The sequence below is a fragment of the Pseudomonas sp. SC3(2021) genome (genome assembly GCF_019856535.1).
In the GTDB taxonomy this organism is placed as follows: Bacteria; Pseudomonadota; Gammaproteobacteria; order Pseudomonadales; family Pseudomonadaceae; genus Aquipseudomonas; species Aquipseudomonas monsensis.
In genome coordinates, this window is sequence record NZ_CP082236.1 from 558,230 (window position 1) to 573,839 (window position 15,610).

12 protein-coding genes and 1 pseudogene are annotated in these 15,610 nt (G+C 60.8%); 6 read left to right on the top strand and 7 right to left on the bottom strand.

The genetic code is table 11. From position 1 onward, the window contains the following. Nucleotides 1-34: 34 nt before the first annotated feature. Nucleotides 35-2,785 carry an RHS repeat domain-containing protein gene (locus K5Y35_RS02630; RefSeq protein ID WP_222833620.1) on the bottom strand — a complete coding sequence of 917 codons (2,751 nt, stop codon included), beginning with the start codon at nt 2,783-2,785 and terminating at the stop codon, nt 35-37. A gap of 177 nt (nt 2,786-2,962) precedes the next feature. Between K5Y35_RS02630 and K5Y35_RS02635 the strand changes: the two genes are divergently transcribed. Both K5Y35_RS02635 and K5Y35_RS02640 read left to right on the top strand, forming a co-directional pair. Next, nucleotides 2,963-3,427, top strand: coding sequence for a multidrug transporter (locus K5Y35_RS02635; RefSeq protein WP_222833621.1), 465 nt, complete (start codon nt 2,963-2,965; stop codon nt 3,425-3,427). A gap of 34 nt (nt 3,428-3,461) precedes the next feature. After that, entirely contained in the window at nt 3,462-4,286 is an 825-nt protein-coding gene (locus K5Y35_RS02640; RefSeq protein WP_128613649.1) for an SDR family oxidoreductase, read from the top strand. Between the two features lie 47 nt (nt 4,287-4,333). Here the strand turns inward: K5Y35_RS02640 and K5Y35_RS02645 are convergent, their stop codons facing one another. The 5 genes from K5Y35_RS02645 to K5Y35_RS02665 form a co-directional block, all read right to left on the bottom strand. Continuing rightward, nucleotides 4,334-5,062 carry a hypothetical protein gene (locus tag K5Y35_RS02645; RefSeq protein ID WP_222833622.1) on the bottom strand — a complete coding sequence of 243 codons (729 nt, stop codon included), beginning with the start codon at nt 5,060-5,062 and terminating at the stop codon, nt 4,334-4,336. 248 nt (nt 5,063-5,310) lie between these two features. Next, entirely contained in the window at nt 5,311-6,168 is an 858-nt protein-coding gene (locus tag K5Y35_RS02650; RefSeq protein ID WP_222833623.1) for an HlyD family secretion protein, read from the bottom strand. Between the two features lie 25 nt (nt 6,169-6,193). Then, nucleotides 6,194-6,394, bottom strand: coding sequence for a DUF1656 domain-containing protein (locus K5Y35_RS02655; RefSeq protein WP_015096751.1), 201 nt, complete (start codon nt 6,392-6,394; stop codon nt 6,194-6,196). Beyond that, nucleotides 6,384-8,576 carry an FUSC family protein gene (locus tag K5Y35_RS02660; protein ID WP_222833624.1) on the bottom strand — a complete coding sequence of 731 codons (2,193 nt, stop codon included), beginning with the start codon at nt 8,574-8,576 and terminating at the stop codon, nt 6,384-6,386. Before K5Y35_RS02660 ends, K5Y35_RS02655 begins: the two co-directional genes overlap by 11 nt. A 137-nt stretch (nt 8,577-8,713) precedes the next feature. After that, complete coding sequence (locus K5Y35_RS02665; protein WP_222833625.1) at nt 8,714-10,213, bottom strand: efflux transporter outer membrane subunit; 1,500 nt, start codon at nt 10,211-10,213, stop codon at nt 8,714-8,716. A 261-nt stretch (nt 10,214-10,474) separates the two neighbouring features. Here K5Y35_RS02665 and K5Y35_RS02670 point away from each other — a divergent pair, with 261 nt between their 5' ends. The 4 genes and pseudogenes from K5Y35_RS02670 to K5Y35_RS02685 all read left to right on the top strand — a co-directional run bounded on the left by K5Y35_RS02670 (nt 10,475) and on the right by K5Y35_RS02685 (nt 14,631). After that, nucleotides 10,475-11,443, top strand: coding sequence for a LysR family transcriptional regulator (locus K5Y35_RS02670; protein WP_103305180.1), 969 nt, complete (start codon nt 10,475-10,477; stop codon nt 11,441-11,443). Nucleotides 11,444-11,838: 395 nt separating this feature from the next. Continuing rightward, complete coding sequence (locus tag K5Y35_RS02675) at nt 11,839-12,213, top strand: DUF6124 family protein (protein ID WP_123464809.1); 375 nt, start codon at nt 11,839-11,841, stop codon at nt 12,211-12,213. Between the two features lie 391 nt (nt 12,214-12,604). Next, a pseudogene (locus K5Y35_RS02680) lies at nt 12,605-12,844 on the top strand (DUF6124 family protein); the annotation flags it as partial. Nucleotides 12,845-13,656: 812 nt separating this feature from the next. Then, nucleotides 13,657-14,631, top strand: coding sequence for a 2-hydroxyacid dehydrogenase (locus tag K5Y35_RS02685; RefSeq protein ID WP_222833626.1), 975 nt, complete (start codon nt 13,657-13,659; stop codon nt 14,629-14,631). Between the two features lie 61 nt (nt 14,632-14,692). Here K5Y35_RS02685 and K5Y35_RS02690 read toward each other — a convergent pair whose 3' ends face one another. Further along, nucleotides 14,693-15,595 carry a DMT family transporter gene (locus K5Y35_RS02690; RefSeq protein WP_222833627.1) on the bottom strand — a complete coding sequence of 301 codons (903 nt, stop codon included), beginning with the start codon at nt 15,593-15,595 and terminating at the stop codon, nt 14,693-14,695. Between the last annotated feature and the right edge of the window lie 15 nt (nt 15,596-15,610).

A 15,610-nucleotide genomic window follows, 5' to 3' on the forward strand; every position in this document is an offset into this window, starting at 1 on the left:
ATCCGCAACGGGTCGGCCGGGGGCTTTTGTTCACCTAGCCGTAGGTCGACCCTCGACGAGGGCGCCTGGCTTCTCCGTCTCTGCTGTCCAGGTAATCGACCGCCTGCACAACGTCCGGTGCAGACGACACAAAGGCTGCATTAAACGCTTGCTGGACGAACGAACTCAGCCCTGCCGATTGATCCGGGACCGGTGCTCGCTGCGGTGCAGCAAATGTTTGCTGGAGCGTCTGAAAAGACGCTCTCGGCACATCCACGGTGGCAGACATCAGCACATTGGCAGGCGCACTCATCTGCTTGTACTGAACGCGCGTCTGCGCCTCTGAGGCCACCATGATGTTACTCATCGCGACAGAGGCCGCGCCGACAATTTGCAGCGCAGGATTTGCCGTGTGCATCAGCATTTTTCCGCTGAATTTAATGGTCGTGGCCACAGCCCCCCGCCTGGCGGCAAGTACTTGTGGGTCTTCGACAGGACTGTTGAAAATGTCCGACATCGGGCCCATGACCTGACTTGCAGTTTTTTCACCGAACACCGTACTGATGCCGGCCGAAAGCACCTCGCCGCCGTGATACATCACGGGCCCCGACGGCGGTGAAGTCTGGGTTTTCACGGCGGCCCTTACGTGAGCCTGATGGGTGTTGAGCAGCGAATCGCTGGAGGCTCCAAGCCTGGCCAGTTCCACGGGAATTTCCCGCCGGTAATCCTGCACCCTGGGGTCTGGATTGTCGGCAAAATAATTGCGCACGGGTTGCATGCCGGCAGCCTGCACCGGGTTTACCAGTTTTTGCTTGCCCATATCGTGATAGGTCCGATCGTGAGGTTTCTTCTCTAACGTGTTCGGATTACGCCCGTCACTATCGCCGTAGACCAGCGGGTTGTTGCGCATCGCTCGATAACGGTTGTGCCCATCAATAGCGCCCGCCGGATCCGGATTCAACCAGCGCTGCAACCAGGACAGGTAATAACGGTATCCGTAGTAATAAAGGCCTGTGGCATCGAGTTCCTTGGCGCAATAACGAACCGTTCGATAACTGACCTGCACCTCTTCACTCCACGCTGTCGCTCCGAACGGATAAAAATGCTCGCGGCTGACCACCGCTGCACTGGCGTCCAGTTCCAGCCCCATCGACCCCAAGTGATCGCTGAAACTGTAGCGGCAGTGGTCGTTGACACCCGAAGGTGGCGCCGTGTCCCAGTGCAGGATCCGTACGTGATTAAGACCGGTCTGAACCGTGATGACCTGCAACACCTCACCGGTGCCACTGTCCGTGCGCAACTCCAGTGCTGGCAGATAACGCACCTGCGCAACGACACGGCGGGCATTGGTCTGCAGCCAACGTAGCTTGCGCCCCCGCTGTGCGTTGCCGTCATACAGGTAGACCTCGCGATCGTCCGCAGCGCTTTCGCGTTGCACTATCGCCACCGAATCCAGCTGATTGCACCCATTCCAGTGCACCAGACGCCCTTGATCCAGCATGCGTAAATTGCCCCGGGCGTCGAACGCCGCCGCGATCTGCGCCTCGTCGGGCGGCACGCCATTGCGCCACGGCAGGCAGCGGTTGCTGTAGCGCGCCGCTTGCAATTGATGGCCATGATTTTGTGCGCCCACGTGGGTCAATTCGAGCAGGTTGCCGCCGGCGTCATACCGGTAGTTTTGGGTGTAATTGGCGATTGCCGCCGGCCCGGCACTGGCAGCGCCTGCTTCCCACCCGGTGGCCGCACAGATCTGGTAGAGGCTGTCATAGTAAAAGCGACTGACCGGGTCGATGCGCTGATTGGCGAAGTAGCGCACCGGCAACGCCTTGTCCTCGATGCTCAGCACGTTGCCCGTCAGGTCATAGGTGTAGACCCAATGTTGCACGACTTCACCCGTGGCTCTGCTGGCCTTTCGTTCCAGCAGACGACCGTCCTCGGGTCGATAGCTCAGGGTAGTCAGCACCCCGTTGCCCGCGACTTCCTGCACAACCAGCCCGTCAGCGTTGTAGCGGATATCACTGACCAGCGTTGTCAAACCCGCGTGCGCCTGCAACTGCACGTGAATGGCCCGCAGGCGTCCAGCGATGGTCAACTCGAAACCCTGCCGATTGCCACACGCATCAACCTGTTCGAGGACATGACCAAGCGCCCCGAAACGCCAGCCAGTCGTCGCGCCTTTGCCGGGTTCCAGCAGTTGCTCGCGTTGATTGATCGGCTCTGGCCAATCCGGGTTCACCGGCTCTAGCGTGAAATGTCGGGTGTTCTGCAGACATTGGCCACCCAACGCATAAGCGTCGAATAGCAGGCTACCCAGCGGATCGTCGTGGCGAATCAACTGACCGCACTGGTTATGCAGCTCACCGACACCAGGCTCGCCGTAGATAAAACGCTCGGCGCAGCGTCGCGGTTCTCCCGCACCGGCTTCGAAAACGGCAACCGGGCGTAACAATAAGTCATGTTCAACTTCGCGCAGGGTGCCCCGACTGTCCCAACTCAACAGCACTTCATCGCCCAGCCCCTGCAAGACGACCTGCGTACCGGCATCGACGCTGTCCGAATGCAATACCTGACCACTCAATGTGTAAACCATCGTCAGGTTGGCAGGCGCCAGCGGATCGCTCATCTGCAGCAACCACAACCGCGGATCCCATTGCTCGACTGCATGCCCGGCCGCATTAAAGCCAGTGCGGTTGATGCGGGTTTGCGCAGACGTGCCCTCCACCTCACGCCAATAATCGACCGCACGCACAGACAGCCCTCGCGGGTCGTTGGCCGAAAGTCGCGGTGTTTTGCTGTGCATGCTCATAAGTCCGCTCCGCACGACGACAGCGTCCTGTCAGCGGTCATCTGAACAGCCGAACACATGGGAGGCTACTGTCAGAAATTACAGTGCCGACCAACGGTAGGAAGGTTTGCTCGACGAATGTCCATTCCCGCCCCCCTTAGGTAGGATGGTGTTCACGAATTCAAGGAGTATTCCGACATGTTCATCGGCGTCCTGCTGATCATCACCTGGCTGGTCCTGTTGCTGCGGTACCCGGCCAAGGCTGTGCCGGTGTCCGTGGCCGCTGCTGTCGGTCTGGGCCTGGTGGCGGTGTGGGTGGTGTGGCTGGACAACCGCGAGATCAAGCAACTGGCGCGGCTGGAGATGCGCATCATCTACGCGCCTGAACAATGCCCGGCGGATCGTCCACTGCAACTGAAAATGAACAACGGCAACGACGTCCCGCTGACCGAATTGCGCTGGCGCATCGCTGCCTACGCACCGGGCGACACGGTCAATCTGGCCGACAACCAATACACCGCCCCGCGCTATCGCGGCCCTGGCGAATTGCAGGCGGGCGGCAGTTGGGAAGACTGCCTGCCGATGCCACCACTGCGCCCCGGATATCGCCCGCAAACCCTGGAGTTTCGCGCCGAGCGATTGCAGGGTAGTTTCTCCGACTGATCCCCTCCTCCACTGTTAGCACAAGGAATGCGCCATGCCCGTTGCGTTGATTACCGGTTGTTCCAGCGGCATCGGCCGCGCACTCGCCGACGCCTTCAAAGCCGCCGGTTTCGAAGTCTGGGCCAGTGCGCGCCGGGCCGAAGACGTAGCGACTCTGGCCTCGGCCGGCTTCACCGCCGTGCAACTCGATGTCAATGACGCGGTGGCACTGGAGCAATTGAGTGAGCGCATCAACCAGCAACACGGCGGCCTCGACGTGCTGATCAACAATGCCGGTTACGGCGCGATGGGACCGTTACTCGACGGCGGCGTGCCGGCCATGCAGCGCCAGTTCGAAACCAACGTGTTCTCGATTGTCGGTGTCACCCGCGCACTGTTTCCCGTGTTGCGCCGGGCCAAAGGCCTGGTGGTGAATATTGGCAGCGTGTCGGGGGTGCTGGTCACGCCGTTTGCCGGTGCGTACTGCGCTTCAAAAGCGGCGGTGCATGCGTTGAGCGATGCCCTGCGCATGGAACTCGCGCCGTTCGGTATTCGCGTGATGGAAGTGCAGCCAGGGGCGATCCAGTCGAGCTTTGCCAAGAATGCCGGGCATGAGGCGGAGCAGTTGATCAACGAGCAATCGCCGTGGTTTCCCGTGCGCGAAGGTATTCGCGCACGGGCCAAGGCTTCACAGGACAAGCCGACGCCGGCCCGTGAGTTTGCTGCCGAGTTGTTGAAGGCTGTGCAACAGAGCAAACCGCCTCGGTTGGCGCGAATCGGCAATGGCAGCCGGGCGTTGCCGTTACTGGCGACGCTGCTGCCAAAGGGCTTGCTGGAATCAACGCTGATGAAGCGCTTCGGCCTGCACGGCAAGCTCTGATCCCGGGGATAGCCCGTTCACCGCTGCATGGCAATGAAGCGTCCGGGTCAGCGTGGCGCGGCCATGAGGTTGGGCAGGGATTCGAACTCAGGCGCTTGTCCCGCCGCTGCCGGGTAGAGCAACTGGATCGAAATCGGCAGTTCCTTGCCCGGCTCCAGCAGATACTGGTCACCCGGTGGCGTCACCAATTCGATGATGCCCTCGGTTGCATCATGCACAACATCGAGCCAGGGTTGGGTGTAGATTTTCGTGCCCGCCGGTAACCCTGCACTGGAAAATTTCCACTGACTGAATGGCTGGCTGTTGGACGTGACCTTAACGTCGTAACTGTAAATCCAGCCGCCCGAGGCATCCTGCCACTTTGCGGCGAATGCCTGTCGCGTTGAAATAGCCTGCTCTGCACCCGTCTGAACGAACACCGGCCAATAGCCATCATCATACTCTGGCTGGTAATAAACCATGCCGATTACTTCGGTAACTTTCGACAGTTCGACATCGCGATCCGTTGTAAAGGTAAGTGTTCGCCTTGGGTTCCAGCCGGTAACTTGCGGCTCAGTAATAGTCAGGTTGCTGTTACCGGATGAGTGGCTCAAGGTTGCGCCCGACTGGGGCATTGACGCATGCAAAAAAGTGGCGCCATGGTAAGTCCTGAATTGCAGGCGCGAGCCCACGGGTGGGGGTGTACCATCGGTTTCAAGGGTAAAGCCGAGCGTCACCGGTTCGCCGGCAACAATACGGCTGACAGAATTATCCATCCTGATTTCAATCACTTCCATTATCTGAAACTTCCATTTTAACAATAATAAACAACACTACATCCGCCAGACATTGAACAATGCCAGACCGAGTGAAAAGTTGACTAATTAACGCCATCGACAGATGACAGGAAGAACACTAACACATCAAAAACGCAGTAAACACAAATTCAACAGATACTTACAATCAACCAACTCAAACAACTTTCGTTAGTTACTTAAAACAATAAGCATTACTCGCGAAGACTCCCTTCCTCGCGAGTAACTTCTTATTCCAACGGACTGACCACCACTGTGCACGTAATCCCTGCCGCCAACAAAACGCCCTCCGGCACTTGATCAATGTGAATCCGCACCGGCACTCGCTGCGCCAGACGCACCCAGTTGAACGTCGGGTTCACATCGGCGATCAATTCACGGCTCTCCGGGTTGTCGCGGTCGTAGATGCCGCGCGAGATGCTTTCCACATGGCCCTTCAAGACTTCGCCGCTCATCAGTTGCATGTCGGCCTTGTCACCCACACGCACATGCGGCAGTTTGGTCTCTTCGAAGAAGCCGTAAACCCAGAACGAATTCATGTCGACCACGGCCATCTTCGCCTCGCCGATACGCGCATAGTCACCGCGATGCACATTGAGGTTGGTCACGTAGCCGTCCACCGCCGCACGCACTTCAGTGCGTTTGAGATTGAGTTCGGCCGCCTCGAGCTGCGCCTGCGCGTGTTGATAGTCAGCCAGTGCCGAATCGGCGATGTTGCTGGCGTCGTCGCGGTTTTCCTTGGAGATCACCAGATTGTCGAGGTCGGCGCGGCGATGGGCGTTGACCTTGCGCATTTCCCAGGTGGCCTTGCGCGAGGCGACCAGCGACTGCGCCTGCTTCACTGCGATGCGGTAGTGCTCGGGATCAATCTGCATCAGCAAATCGCCCTTCTTCACCAACTGGTTGTCACGCACCGGCACGTCGATCACTTCACCGGTGACGTCGGCAGCGACGTTGATGATGTCCGCACGCACCCGACCATCGCGGGTCCACGGGGTGTTCATGTAGTGCTCCCACAACGTGCGGCCGATCCACAGCGCCAGGGCCAGCACCAGCAGGGTCGCGAGCAGGCTGAAAAACTTTTTCATCAGGGCCTTCTTCAGAGATAGAGAGTCAACGGTAAACAGTCAGCGCCATCGCGCCGAACAAACAGGTAAACAGGCTCAGGCGCAGCAGCGCCGGGTGCCAGAAGAAGCGGTACAGGTCGAACCCCGAGAGGAACCGATCCAGCGCCCAGGCCAGCGCCGCAGCGATGAAAAACATCAGGGTCATGGTCGGCATGTACACGCCGTGGAAGGCGATTTCACGAGGCATGGGCAAGTCCTTCGGGCTTGGCGACGGCATAGGCCGCGAGTGGGGATTGCGGGTCGAGCAACGAGGTGCGGATAAAGTGCAGGTAGCTCTTCACCCGACGCAGGGCCGAGGTGTCGAAGTGCGGCGCGAACGGCTCGTCGGTGGCGGCAACCCGGCTGATCGCGTGATCGACCGCCACCAGTGCGCGCTCCAGATTGCTCTGGTTCGGTTGCAGGAACAGTCGCACCAGCGCCCGGCCCATCACGCGGATCGCCTGGCGCCACGGCTGCGATTCGGCATAGGCCGGGTGCACCGGCAGAATCGCCTGCTCCTTGCGTAACTCGATGATCGCGTGGCCGACTTCAAGCACCACGAACATCCAGCGCAGCAGGTTCTTTTGCACGGTCGGCTGCCCGGCGGCGAGCCCATACGCCTGATGCAGCAAATCGCGGGTGCGGCTCTCGAAACTCGACGCCAGGCCCTTGAGCTTGCCGCTGATCGCATACACCACCTGACCGCGCAGATCCTGCTCCATCCGCCGCCATAACCAGCGACTGTTCGGCGGCAGAATAATTGCGCCCGCTGCCGCGCAGACCAGCATGCCCATGACCATCGCGATGTAGTCGTTGATGAAGGTGTAGGGGTTGTAGACGGTCAGGTTGTCCGGCACCGAACCGGTGCTGAAGAAGATCAGCAGACCGAGGCCGACCCCGGCGTATTGCGGCCGCGAAGTGAGGAACGAACCGAGTACGATCACCGGTGCAAGCATCATGCACAGCAGCGCAAAGCCGTCGATCCACGGGAAGATGAAAAACATCTCGACGAAGCCGATCAACGCACCAAGGAAGGTGCCGCACGCCATCTGGAACGCCATGCGTTTCGGGTTGGGTGTGGCGGCAGACAAGCCTACGGTGGCGGCGGCAATCAACGTCATGGTCGCGCCGCTCGGCCACGCGGTGGCAACCCAGTAACTGCCCAGCACGATCAGGATGAACGAGGCGCGAATCCCCGAAGCCGCAGCGGCCCACCAGTTGGTTTGCGGGGTGAACGGCTCGTCCCAACGCTCGCGTTCGTGGTGGTGATCGGCCAGCGACGCGTGGGTCTGGGCGTAACTGTGCAGGTCGTCGACAAAGCGATAGAGCAGTTCGTACGCGGTGTGGAAATCCAGTTGCTCGGCGTCGCTCGGTTCGCGCTCCTGAAAGATGGCGCGCAAGGTTCGCACCCGCGTCGGCAGGCCTTCCTTGTAGGTCGCCAGCGCCATCGCCAGGCGTGCGGCGTCGGGACTGGTCAGGGCACGGCCACTGAAACCGTCGAGCACTTCGGCCAGGTCCTGCAGGCCCGGTCTGATCGCAGCCACCACGTGCTCTTCACCGTTGCCGCGCAGGCGTTCGAGCAACTGATGCAAGGCGTTGAAGCGTGTGGTGATGCCCATGAACTCGCTGTTCAAGCGACTGAGGCGACCGTTGCGCCGACGCATGTGCGGGTCTTCGAACACCGTCACGCTGCGCAACCCTTCCAGGCCCACCGCTTCGGCGATGAAGCGCACGTTGCTGGCTTCGAAGGCCTCGGCCTTGCTGCGCCCGCGCAAGCCATCGGTGACGAACAGGGCAAACACGCCGAAGCGCTGATACAAGGCGTTGCGCATCGCCGCACTGGCGGTTTGCGGCAGAATTGCGGCGCTGATCACGGTCGAGCAGAGAATCCCCAGCGAGATCTCCAGCACGCGCCACACGGCGGCCATGAACGCGCCGTCCGGGTGCGCCAGCGCGGGCAACCCGACCATCGCGGCGGTGTAGCCGGCGAGGACAAAACCGTAGGCGCGGAAGTTACGGCAGCGCGCGGCGCCGGCCGAGCAGATCCCGACCCAGATCGCCAGCGCCCCCAGGAACAGTTCGGTGTTCTGCGCGAACAGCGCGATCAGCGTGACCATCATGGCCGACCCGGCCAGGGTGCCGAGGAAGCGATAGAAACTCTTGGCAAACACCTGCCCGCTCTGCGGCTGCATGACGATGAACACCGTAATCATCGCGGTGCGCGGCTGTGGCAGTTCCAGACGCATCGCCAGCCACAGCGTGAGGAACGCGGCGAGCAATACCTTGAAGATGTAGACCCAGGTCACGCCATCGCTGCGTGCCCAGTCGAAGAAACCCCGGCGCCATTCCAGGGAATAGAGCCAGCGCAAAGGTGCGGGCAAGGGAGTCATGAATTCTGCTCAGAAAAGTCGGGTCGGACCGGGATCCTGTGGGAGCGAGCTTGCTCGCGAATGCGGTGAGTCAGGCAACCAATGTGCTGGCTGACACTCCCTCTTCGCGAGCAAGCTCGCTCCCACAGGTTGTGTGTTCAACGCAGGAGAACCGGGGTTTTCGGGGCCTGGGTTTTCTCGGCAGTCGGTACATCGTTGCCAGCCCCGAGACCGCCACCCAGCGCCGTCACCAGCTCGGCATGCGCCGTTAACCGCGCCGCCTGCACCTGCTGCTGCACTTGCTGCTGCTTGAACAGCAACGTCTGCGCATTGAGCACGTTGAGGTAATCGGTGAGGCCACGCTGATAGGCAATCATCGCGATGTCGTAGGTCTTCTGCGCCGTGGCCACCGACTCGGCGGCAAAGCCTTGCTGCTTGTCCATCGACTCGCGGCGGATCAACTGGTCGGAAATGTTCTTCAGCGCATTCACCAGCGTCTGGTTGTAATGCGCCACGGCGATGTCATACCCGGCAGATGCCTCACCCAGTTCGGCACGCAGCCGCCCACCGTCGAAAATCGGCAAGGAGATCGCCGGGCCGACGTTGTAGTTGAGTTTCTTGCCGGTCAAAAACTCCAGTGCCCCGCCGCCGGTGGCCATGTAGCCGAGGCTGCCGACCAGATCGACGTTGGGATAAAACCCGGCATGCGCGACGTCGATCCCGCGCGCCTGCGCTGCCACCTGCCAGCGACTGGCAACCACGTCCGGGCGCTGCCCCAGCAACTCGGCGGGCAATGCCGACGGCAATTTCAACGCAGCCCCCAGCGACAGCGACGGCCGCTGCAACTGCGCGCCCTCGCCCGGGCCTTTACCCGCCAACGCAGCGATCTGGTTGCGGCTCAGGGCGATTGCTTCGTCCAGTGCATCGAGTTGCCGATGGGTTTCCGGCAACGGCGTTTGCGCCTGGCTGACTTCGAAGTGCGTACCGATGCCGCCATCCAGACGTTTCTGCGCGAGGTCGAGAATCTGTTGCTGCTGCTTGAGCGTCGCGGCGACGATGTCGCGCTGGGCGTAATGCAGCGACAACTCGATGTAGGCGCGCACGATGTTGTTCTGCAATTCCAGTTGCGCCAGCCGCGCTTCGGCCGCGCTCATGTGCGCCAGGTCGACAGCCCGCTCGCTGCTGTTGCTTTCACGGCCCCACAGATCGAGGGCGTAGCTGAAACCCAGCGCCGCGTTGTTGTCCCACGTCGTGGTATTGGCCAGCTCACCCGGCCCATAGAACTGATCGGTTGGCCAGTTGTGCCGTTTGAGGGTCGACTCACCCTTGATCTGTAGCGACTCGGCGGCTTCGGCGACACCGGCCATGGCTTTGGCCTGACGCACCCGCGCGGCGGCCATGGCCATGCTCGGGCTGCCTTGAACGGCAAGGTCGATCCAGCGGTTCAGTTGCGGGTCGCCGTAGGCTTGCCACCATTGTGCGGTGGGCCAGTGGGCGTCACGGGCGGCGTGGGCGATGGCGTCATCGGTGACCAGCGCACTGGCCTCCAGCGCCTTGTCCTGAGGGGCAATTCCTTCGGTTGAAATGCAGCCGCTGAGACCCAGGGAAAAAGCCAGAACACTGAGCGGTAAAAACGCTCTGTTGATGCGACGCGGCACAGCTGCGAATTCCTGAAAGAGGGGGAAAAACCAAAACCTGTGGGAGCGAGCTGGCTCGCAAAAGCGGCACCTCGATTGAACTGACCAACCGGCGTATGCGTCCCGATTCCCACAACGGCGCAATTCTAGGGGGGCGTCCCAACGGCGATAAGCTGGGAATCCTGTGAATCTTTGTTACCGTTAACGAGATAATCCCTTGGTCGGGGGTCTCAGCCCCTGAAACTTCGTGTCACAATTTGCCATCTCCCTTGAGAGCACCCCATGGACACTTTGCAAAACATGCGCGCCTTCAGTTGCGTGGCCGAAGCGGGCAGCTTCACCGCTGCCGCCGTGCAACTCGACACCACTACCGCCAACGTCTCGCGCGCGGTCTCCAACCTGGAAGCCCATCTGCAAACCCGCCTGCTCAACCGCACGACCCGGCGCATCGCCCTGACCGAAGCCGGCAAACGCTACCTGCTGCGCTGCGAACAGATCCTGGCCTATGTCGAAGAAGCCGAAGCGGAAGCCAGCGAAGCCCACGCGCGGCCGGCCGGGCAATTGAAAGTGCACACCATGACCGGTATCGGTCAGCACTTCGTCATCGACGCCATCGCCCGCTACCGCAAGACCCACCCGGACGTGACCTTCGATCTGACCATGGCCAACCGCGTGCCGGACCTGCTCGATGAAGGCTATGACGTGTCCATCGTGCTGGCCCGCGAACTGCCAGATTCAGGCTTCGTCTCGCAACGCCTGGGCATCACCTACAGCATCGTCTGCGCCTCGCCGGCCTACGTGAAAGCCAACGGCTGCGCGCAAAAGCCCAGCGACCTGCTCAACCACGCCTGCCTGCGCCTGGTCAGCCCGGTGATCCCCCTGGAAAAATGGGCCTTCGACGGCCCGGAAGGCCAGGAAATGGTCACCATCAACAGCTCGCCGTTTCTGGTGAACTCGGCCGACGCGATGAAAACCGCGATCACCAGCGGCATGGGCGTTGGCGTGTTGCCGGTGTACGCGGCGATCGAAGGTTTGCGTAACGGCACATTGGTGCGGGTCATGCCGAACTACCGCTCGCAAGAGCTGAACCTGTATGCGATCTACCCGTCACGGCAATATCTGGATGCGAAGATCAAGACGTGGGTTGAATACCTGCGCGGCTCGTTGCCGGAGATTCTGGCGGCGCATCAGGCTGAACTGGCGGCCTACGAATTAAGCGGCAGCCTCGCCGGCGCGCGTGTCGCCAACTGATTTTCAACACACCGCTTTCACTGCAGGCGCTGCCGCAGGCTGCGATTTTTTGTCCTTGATGTTTAATCGCAGCCTACGGCAGAGCCTACAGAAACGGCGATTTCGCGGATGTTTCCGACAGGTTTTGCAGGTTGTCCGTCGGAAGTGCGGTGGCTAGGATTTGGGTGTCGCTGACGCATCAGCGACCGGGTCTGGAAAACCCGCAGGATCACAGCACATGACATAATGCCGCGTTTTTTCGGCGCCGAAGTTTTGTTATGGCGGCTGTACGTGGGAGACCTTCGGGTCTGCCGGGTTTGATCCTTTGCCGGTTTTTCCAGTCCGCGTACAGCTGCCACCCCTTTCGCCTGGAAAACGAAACATGGCAGCTCCATTTTCTTAAAAGGATATTTGCCATGATCAAACACAGTCCCAATCCGCCCGAAACCGACGACACCACCCCCTACGAATTCCCCGGCTCAAAGAAATTCCACGAAGCCGCCGAACGCGCCCTCGACCACTACCTCAAACCCAACGCCCTCACCCTGCGCTTCCACAAACCCAGCACCATGTTCCAGGTCGCCCCCGATCAGGACAACGAAAGCCTGCTGGTCCACGCCTGCGAATCCCTGGCACAGGCCAGCCTGATGACCAGCGACATCGCCGCCTACATTGAGTTGCCGCAACGGCGGACGATTCTGGCGATCCAGCAAATCATCATGCTCGCCGAACTGGCCGTGAATCGGGTGCTGGATAACCACGAAATCCCCCAACCTCCGCCACACAGCTAAAAGCCCCTCACCCTAACCCTCTCCCGGAGGGAGAGGGAACTGACCGAGGTGTTTGGGAGAATGACGCCGACGTGCGATACCGAGTCGAATTCAGATCTTGAAAAGCCCACAAATCGGCCCCCTCTCCTAGGGGAGAGGGGACTGACCGAGGTGTTTGGGAGAATACGCCGACGTGCGATACCGAATCGAATTCAAGTCTTGAAAAGCCCACAAATCGGCCCCCTCTCCTAGGGGAGAGGGGACTGACCGAGGTGTTTGGGAGAATGACGCCGACGTGCGATACCGAATCGAATTCAGGTCTTGAAAAGCCCACAAATCGGCCCCCTCTCCTAGGGGAGAGGGCTGGGGTGAGGGGTAGATTCACCGCAAAATAAAAGCCCTCACCCTGTGCTCTCACAAGCCCAGCACGATGTTCCAGGTCGCACCGGGTCAAGACAACGAAAGCCTCCTCGTCCACGCCTGCGAATCACTGGCACAGGCCAGCCTCATGACCAGCGACATCGCCGCCTACATTGAGTTGCCGCAACGGCGGACGATCCTGGCGATCCAGCAAATCATCATGCTCGCCGAACTGGCCGTGAATCGGGTGCTGGATAACCACGAAATTCCCCAACCTCCGCCACACAGCTAAAAGCCCCTCACCCTAACCCTCTCCCGGAGGGAGAGGGGACTGACCGAGGTGTTTGGGAGAATGACGCCGACGTGCGGTACCGAATCGAATTCAGATCTTGAAAAGCCCACAAATCGGCCCCCTCTCCTAGGGGAGAGGGCTGGGGTGAGGGGTAGATTCACCGCAAAATAAAAGCCCTCACCCTGTGCTCTCACAAGCCCAGCACGATGTTCCCATCGCCAGCAGGCTGGCTCCTACAGTGGGATCGCATGCAGCCTGCAAAACATTGGTCGGCTGTCAGGCCGCCACCGCTGGCAAGCCAGCCCCAACAGTTGGATTGCGCACATTCAATTAGAAATTGATCGGCTGTCAGTTTTGATTTGTGTAAAACCCATGCGGCGCAGCCGCCCCACTCAACAGGATGAGCGCAAGCTCGGCTGCAGCTCTTGATCTTGATCCACGGGCGACATCGGAAGGCTGAGTGGAGGGATTCGTCCGGGGGTGGGAGCGCAGCGACCGTTTGGCGCAGCCAAACACATCGAGAGGAGGTGCAGCGAAGCAAACCGGAGGCGATGCGCCCGGATGGATCCCGGAGCGAAGGAACCCCGAGCCCCAGCGAGCGGGCCGCACGTAGGAGCAAGCGTTTTTGGTTACTTTTTAGGCGTTTTTAAAAAGTGACCCGCCGTAAGGGCGGAACCCTAATCAGCAACACCCGCAGCAACGGATCCCCCCCAAAAAACCCCAAGAACATGGTCGGCCCAGAGGCCGCCAAGACAACCCAAAACAGAAATGTTAGCTTGCTTGGCATCAAGCCCGAACAAGAGCCAAAAACGATGAAAAAGACTGTCCTGGCCTTCAGCCGCATCACCCAGCCCATGATCGAACACCTCCAGCAAGAGTTCGACGTCATCGTCCCCAACCCAAAGAACGGCGACATCAACGCCCGGTTCAACGAAGCCCTCCCCCACGCCCACGGCCTGATCGGCGTCGGCCGCAAACTCGGCAAAGCCCAGCTCGAAAACGCGACAAAACTGGAAGTGGTCTCAAGTGTGTCGGTGGGCTACGACAACTACGACCTCGACTACTTCAACGAACGCGGGATCATGCTCACCAACACCCCGGACGTGCTCACTGAAAGTACCGCCGACCTCGCCTTCACCCTGATCATGAGCAGCGCCCGCCGCGTCGCTGAACTCGATGCCTGGACCAAGGCCGGCCAATGGCAAGCCAGCGTCGGCGCGCCATTGTTCGGCTGCGACGTCCACGGCAAAACCCTCGGTATCGTCGGCATGGGCAACATCGGCGCGGCCGTCGCCCGCCGTGGCCGCTTCGGTTTCAACATGCCGATTCTCTACAGCGGCAACAGCCGCAAGACCGAACTGGAACAAGAACTCGGCGCGCAATTTCGTAGCCTCGACCAGTTACTGGCCGAAGCCGACTTCGTCTGCCTGGTGGTGCCGCTCAGCGACAAGACCCGTCACCTGATCAGCCACCGCGAACTGGCGCTGATGAAGCCGGGCGCGATCCTGGTCAACATCTCTCGCGGCCCGGTGGTCGATGAACCGGCCTTGATCGAAGCCCTGCAAAACAACCGCATCCGTGGCGCCGGCCTCGACGTCTACGAAAAAGAACCGCTGGCCGAATCGCCGCTGTTCCAGCTGAAAAATGCCGTGACCCTGCCGCACATCGGCTCTGCCACCCATGACACCCGCGAAGCCATGGCCAACCGCGCCCTCGCCAACCTGCGCAGCGCCTTGCTCGGCGAACGCCCGCAGGATCTGGTCAACCCGCAAGTCTGGCGCGGCTAAGCGCTGAAACCACAACGGGCAGGCGCTGCGAAACATCTGCCCGTTGTTCCCTTCCGTTGCCTCAGGCCAGTTTGCCAGCAGCGGATACCGGCGCCACCCGCGGTTTGCGAAACACCAACACGTTGCCCAGCATCACCAGCACCAGCCCGACCAGCGCCGGCGCGGTCCACTGGTAACCTTCTGCGAACGCCGAAACGTTCAGTGCCACCACCGGGAACAGCACCGTGCAGTACGCCGCACGCTCCGGGCCCATGCGCCCGACCAGCGTCAGATAGGCCGTGAAGCCGATCACCGAACCCGGAATCACCAGATACAGCAATGCGCCGACGTAGCGTGGCGACCAGTCCATGTCGAACGGAATGCCTTTGACCAGGCACCACACCGAGAGCATCGCCGCGCCATAGGCCATGCCCCAGGCGTTGGTGGTCAGCGGCTTGAGGCCGGCCTTCTGCTGCAGGCTCGAGAGCATGTTGCCCGCCGAGAAACACAAGGTGCCGCACAGCGCCAGACCGAGGCCGAGCAAGGTTTGCGGGCTGGCTTGATGGCCGGCCAGCTCCGGCCAGAACAACAGGCCCAGACCGAACAGCCCCAACGCCCCCCCCATCAGCACGTTACGTGCAATGCGCTGGCCGAAGAACACCCGCGCATTCAGGGCGTTCCACAACGTTGCGGTGGAAAACACCACGGCCACCAGACCGCTGGGAATCCACTGGCTGGCGGTCAGGAAGCACATGAAGTTGACGCAGAACAGGCACAGCCCCTGCGCCACGCAGATCAGATGCCCACGACGGTTCATCGGTTGCAGACGACGGCTGAGCAGCAACAATACAAACAGCACCAGTGCGGCGAGGCCGAAGCGATAGACGATCGACACCGGAATCGCGACCACGCCCAGTTGCCATTTCAGGGCAATCCAGGTGGTCCCCCAGATCAGCACGGTCAGCAGATACAACGACAGATTCATGGCAAATACTCCCTG

Excerpts from the sequence above, each read along its gene's own strand:
- K5Y35_RS02630 (WP_222833620.1), bottom strand. The coding sequence starts at position 2,785 with ATGAGCATGCACAGCAAAACACCGCGACTTTCGGCCAACGACCCGCGA.
- K5Y35_RS02635 (WP_222833621.1), top strand. The coding sequence starts at position 2,963 with ATGTTCATCGGCGTCCTGCTGATCATCACCTGGCTGGTCCTGTTGCTG.
- K5Y35_RS02640 (WP_128613649.1), top strand. The coding sequence starts at position 3,462 with ATGCCCGTTGCGTTGATTACCGGTTGTTCCAGCGGCATCGGCCGCGCA.
- K5Y35_RS02645 (WP_222833622.1), bottom strand. The coding sequence starts at position 5,062 with ATGGAAGTGATTGAAATCAGGATGGATAATTCTGTCAGCCGTATTGTT.
- K5Y35_RS02650 (WP_222833623.1), bottom strand. The coding sequence starts at position 6,168 with ATGAAAAAGTTTTTCAGCCTGCTCGCGACCCTGCTGGTGCTGGCCCTG.
- K5Y35_RS02655 (WP_015096751.1), bottom strand. The coding sequence starts at position 6,394 with ATGCCTCGTGAAATCGCCTTCCACGGCGTGTACATGCCGACCATGACC.
- K5Y35_RS02660 (WP_222833624.1), bottom strand. The coding sequence starts at position 8,576 with ATGACTCCCTTGCCCGCACCTTTGCGCTGGCTCTATTCCCTGGAATGG.
- K5Y35_RS02670 (WP_103305180.1), top strand. The coding sequence starts at position 10,475 with ATGGACACTTTGCAAAACATGCGCGCCTTCAGTTGCGTGGCCGAAGCG.
- K5Y35_RS02675 (WP_123464809.1), top strand. The coding sequence starts at position 11,839 with ATGATCAAACACAGTCCCAATCCGCCCGAAACCGACGACACCACCCCC.
- K5Y35_RS02685 (WP_222833626.1), top strand. The coding sequence starts at position 13,657 with ATGAAAAAGACTGTCCTGGCCTTCAGCCGCATCACCCAGCCCATGATC.
- K5Y35_RS02690 (WP_222833627.1), bottom strand. The coding sequence starts at position 15,595 with ATGAATCTGTCGTTGTATCTGCTGACCGTGCTGATCTGGGGGACCACC.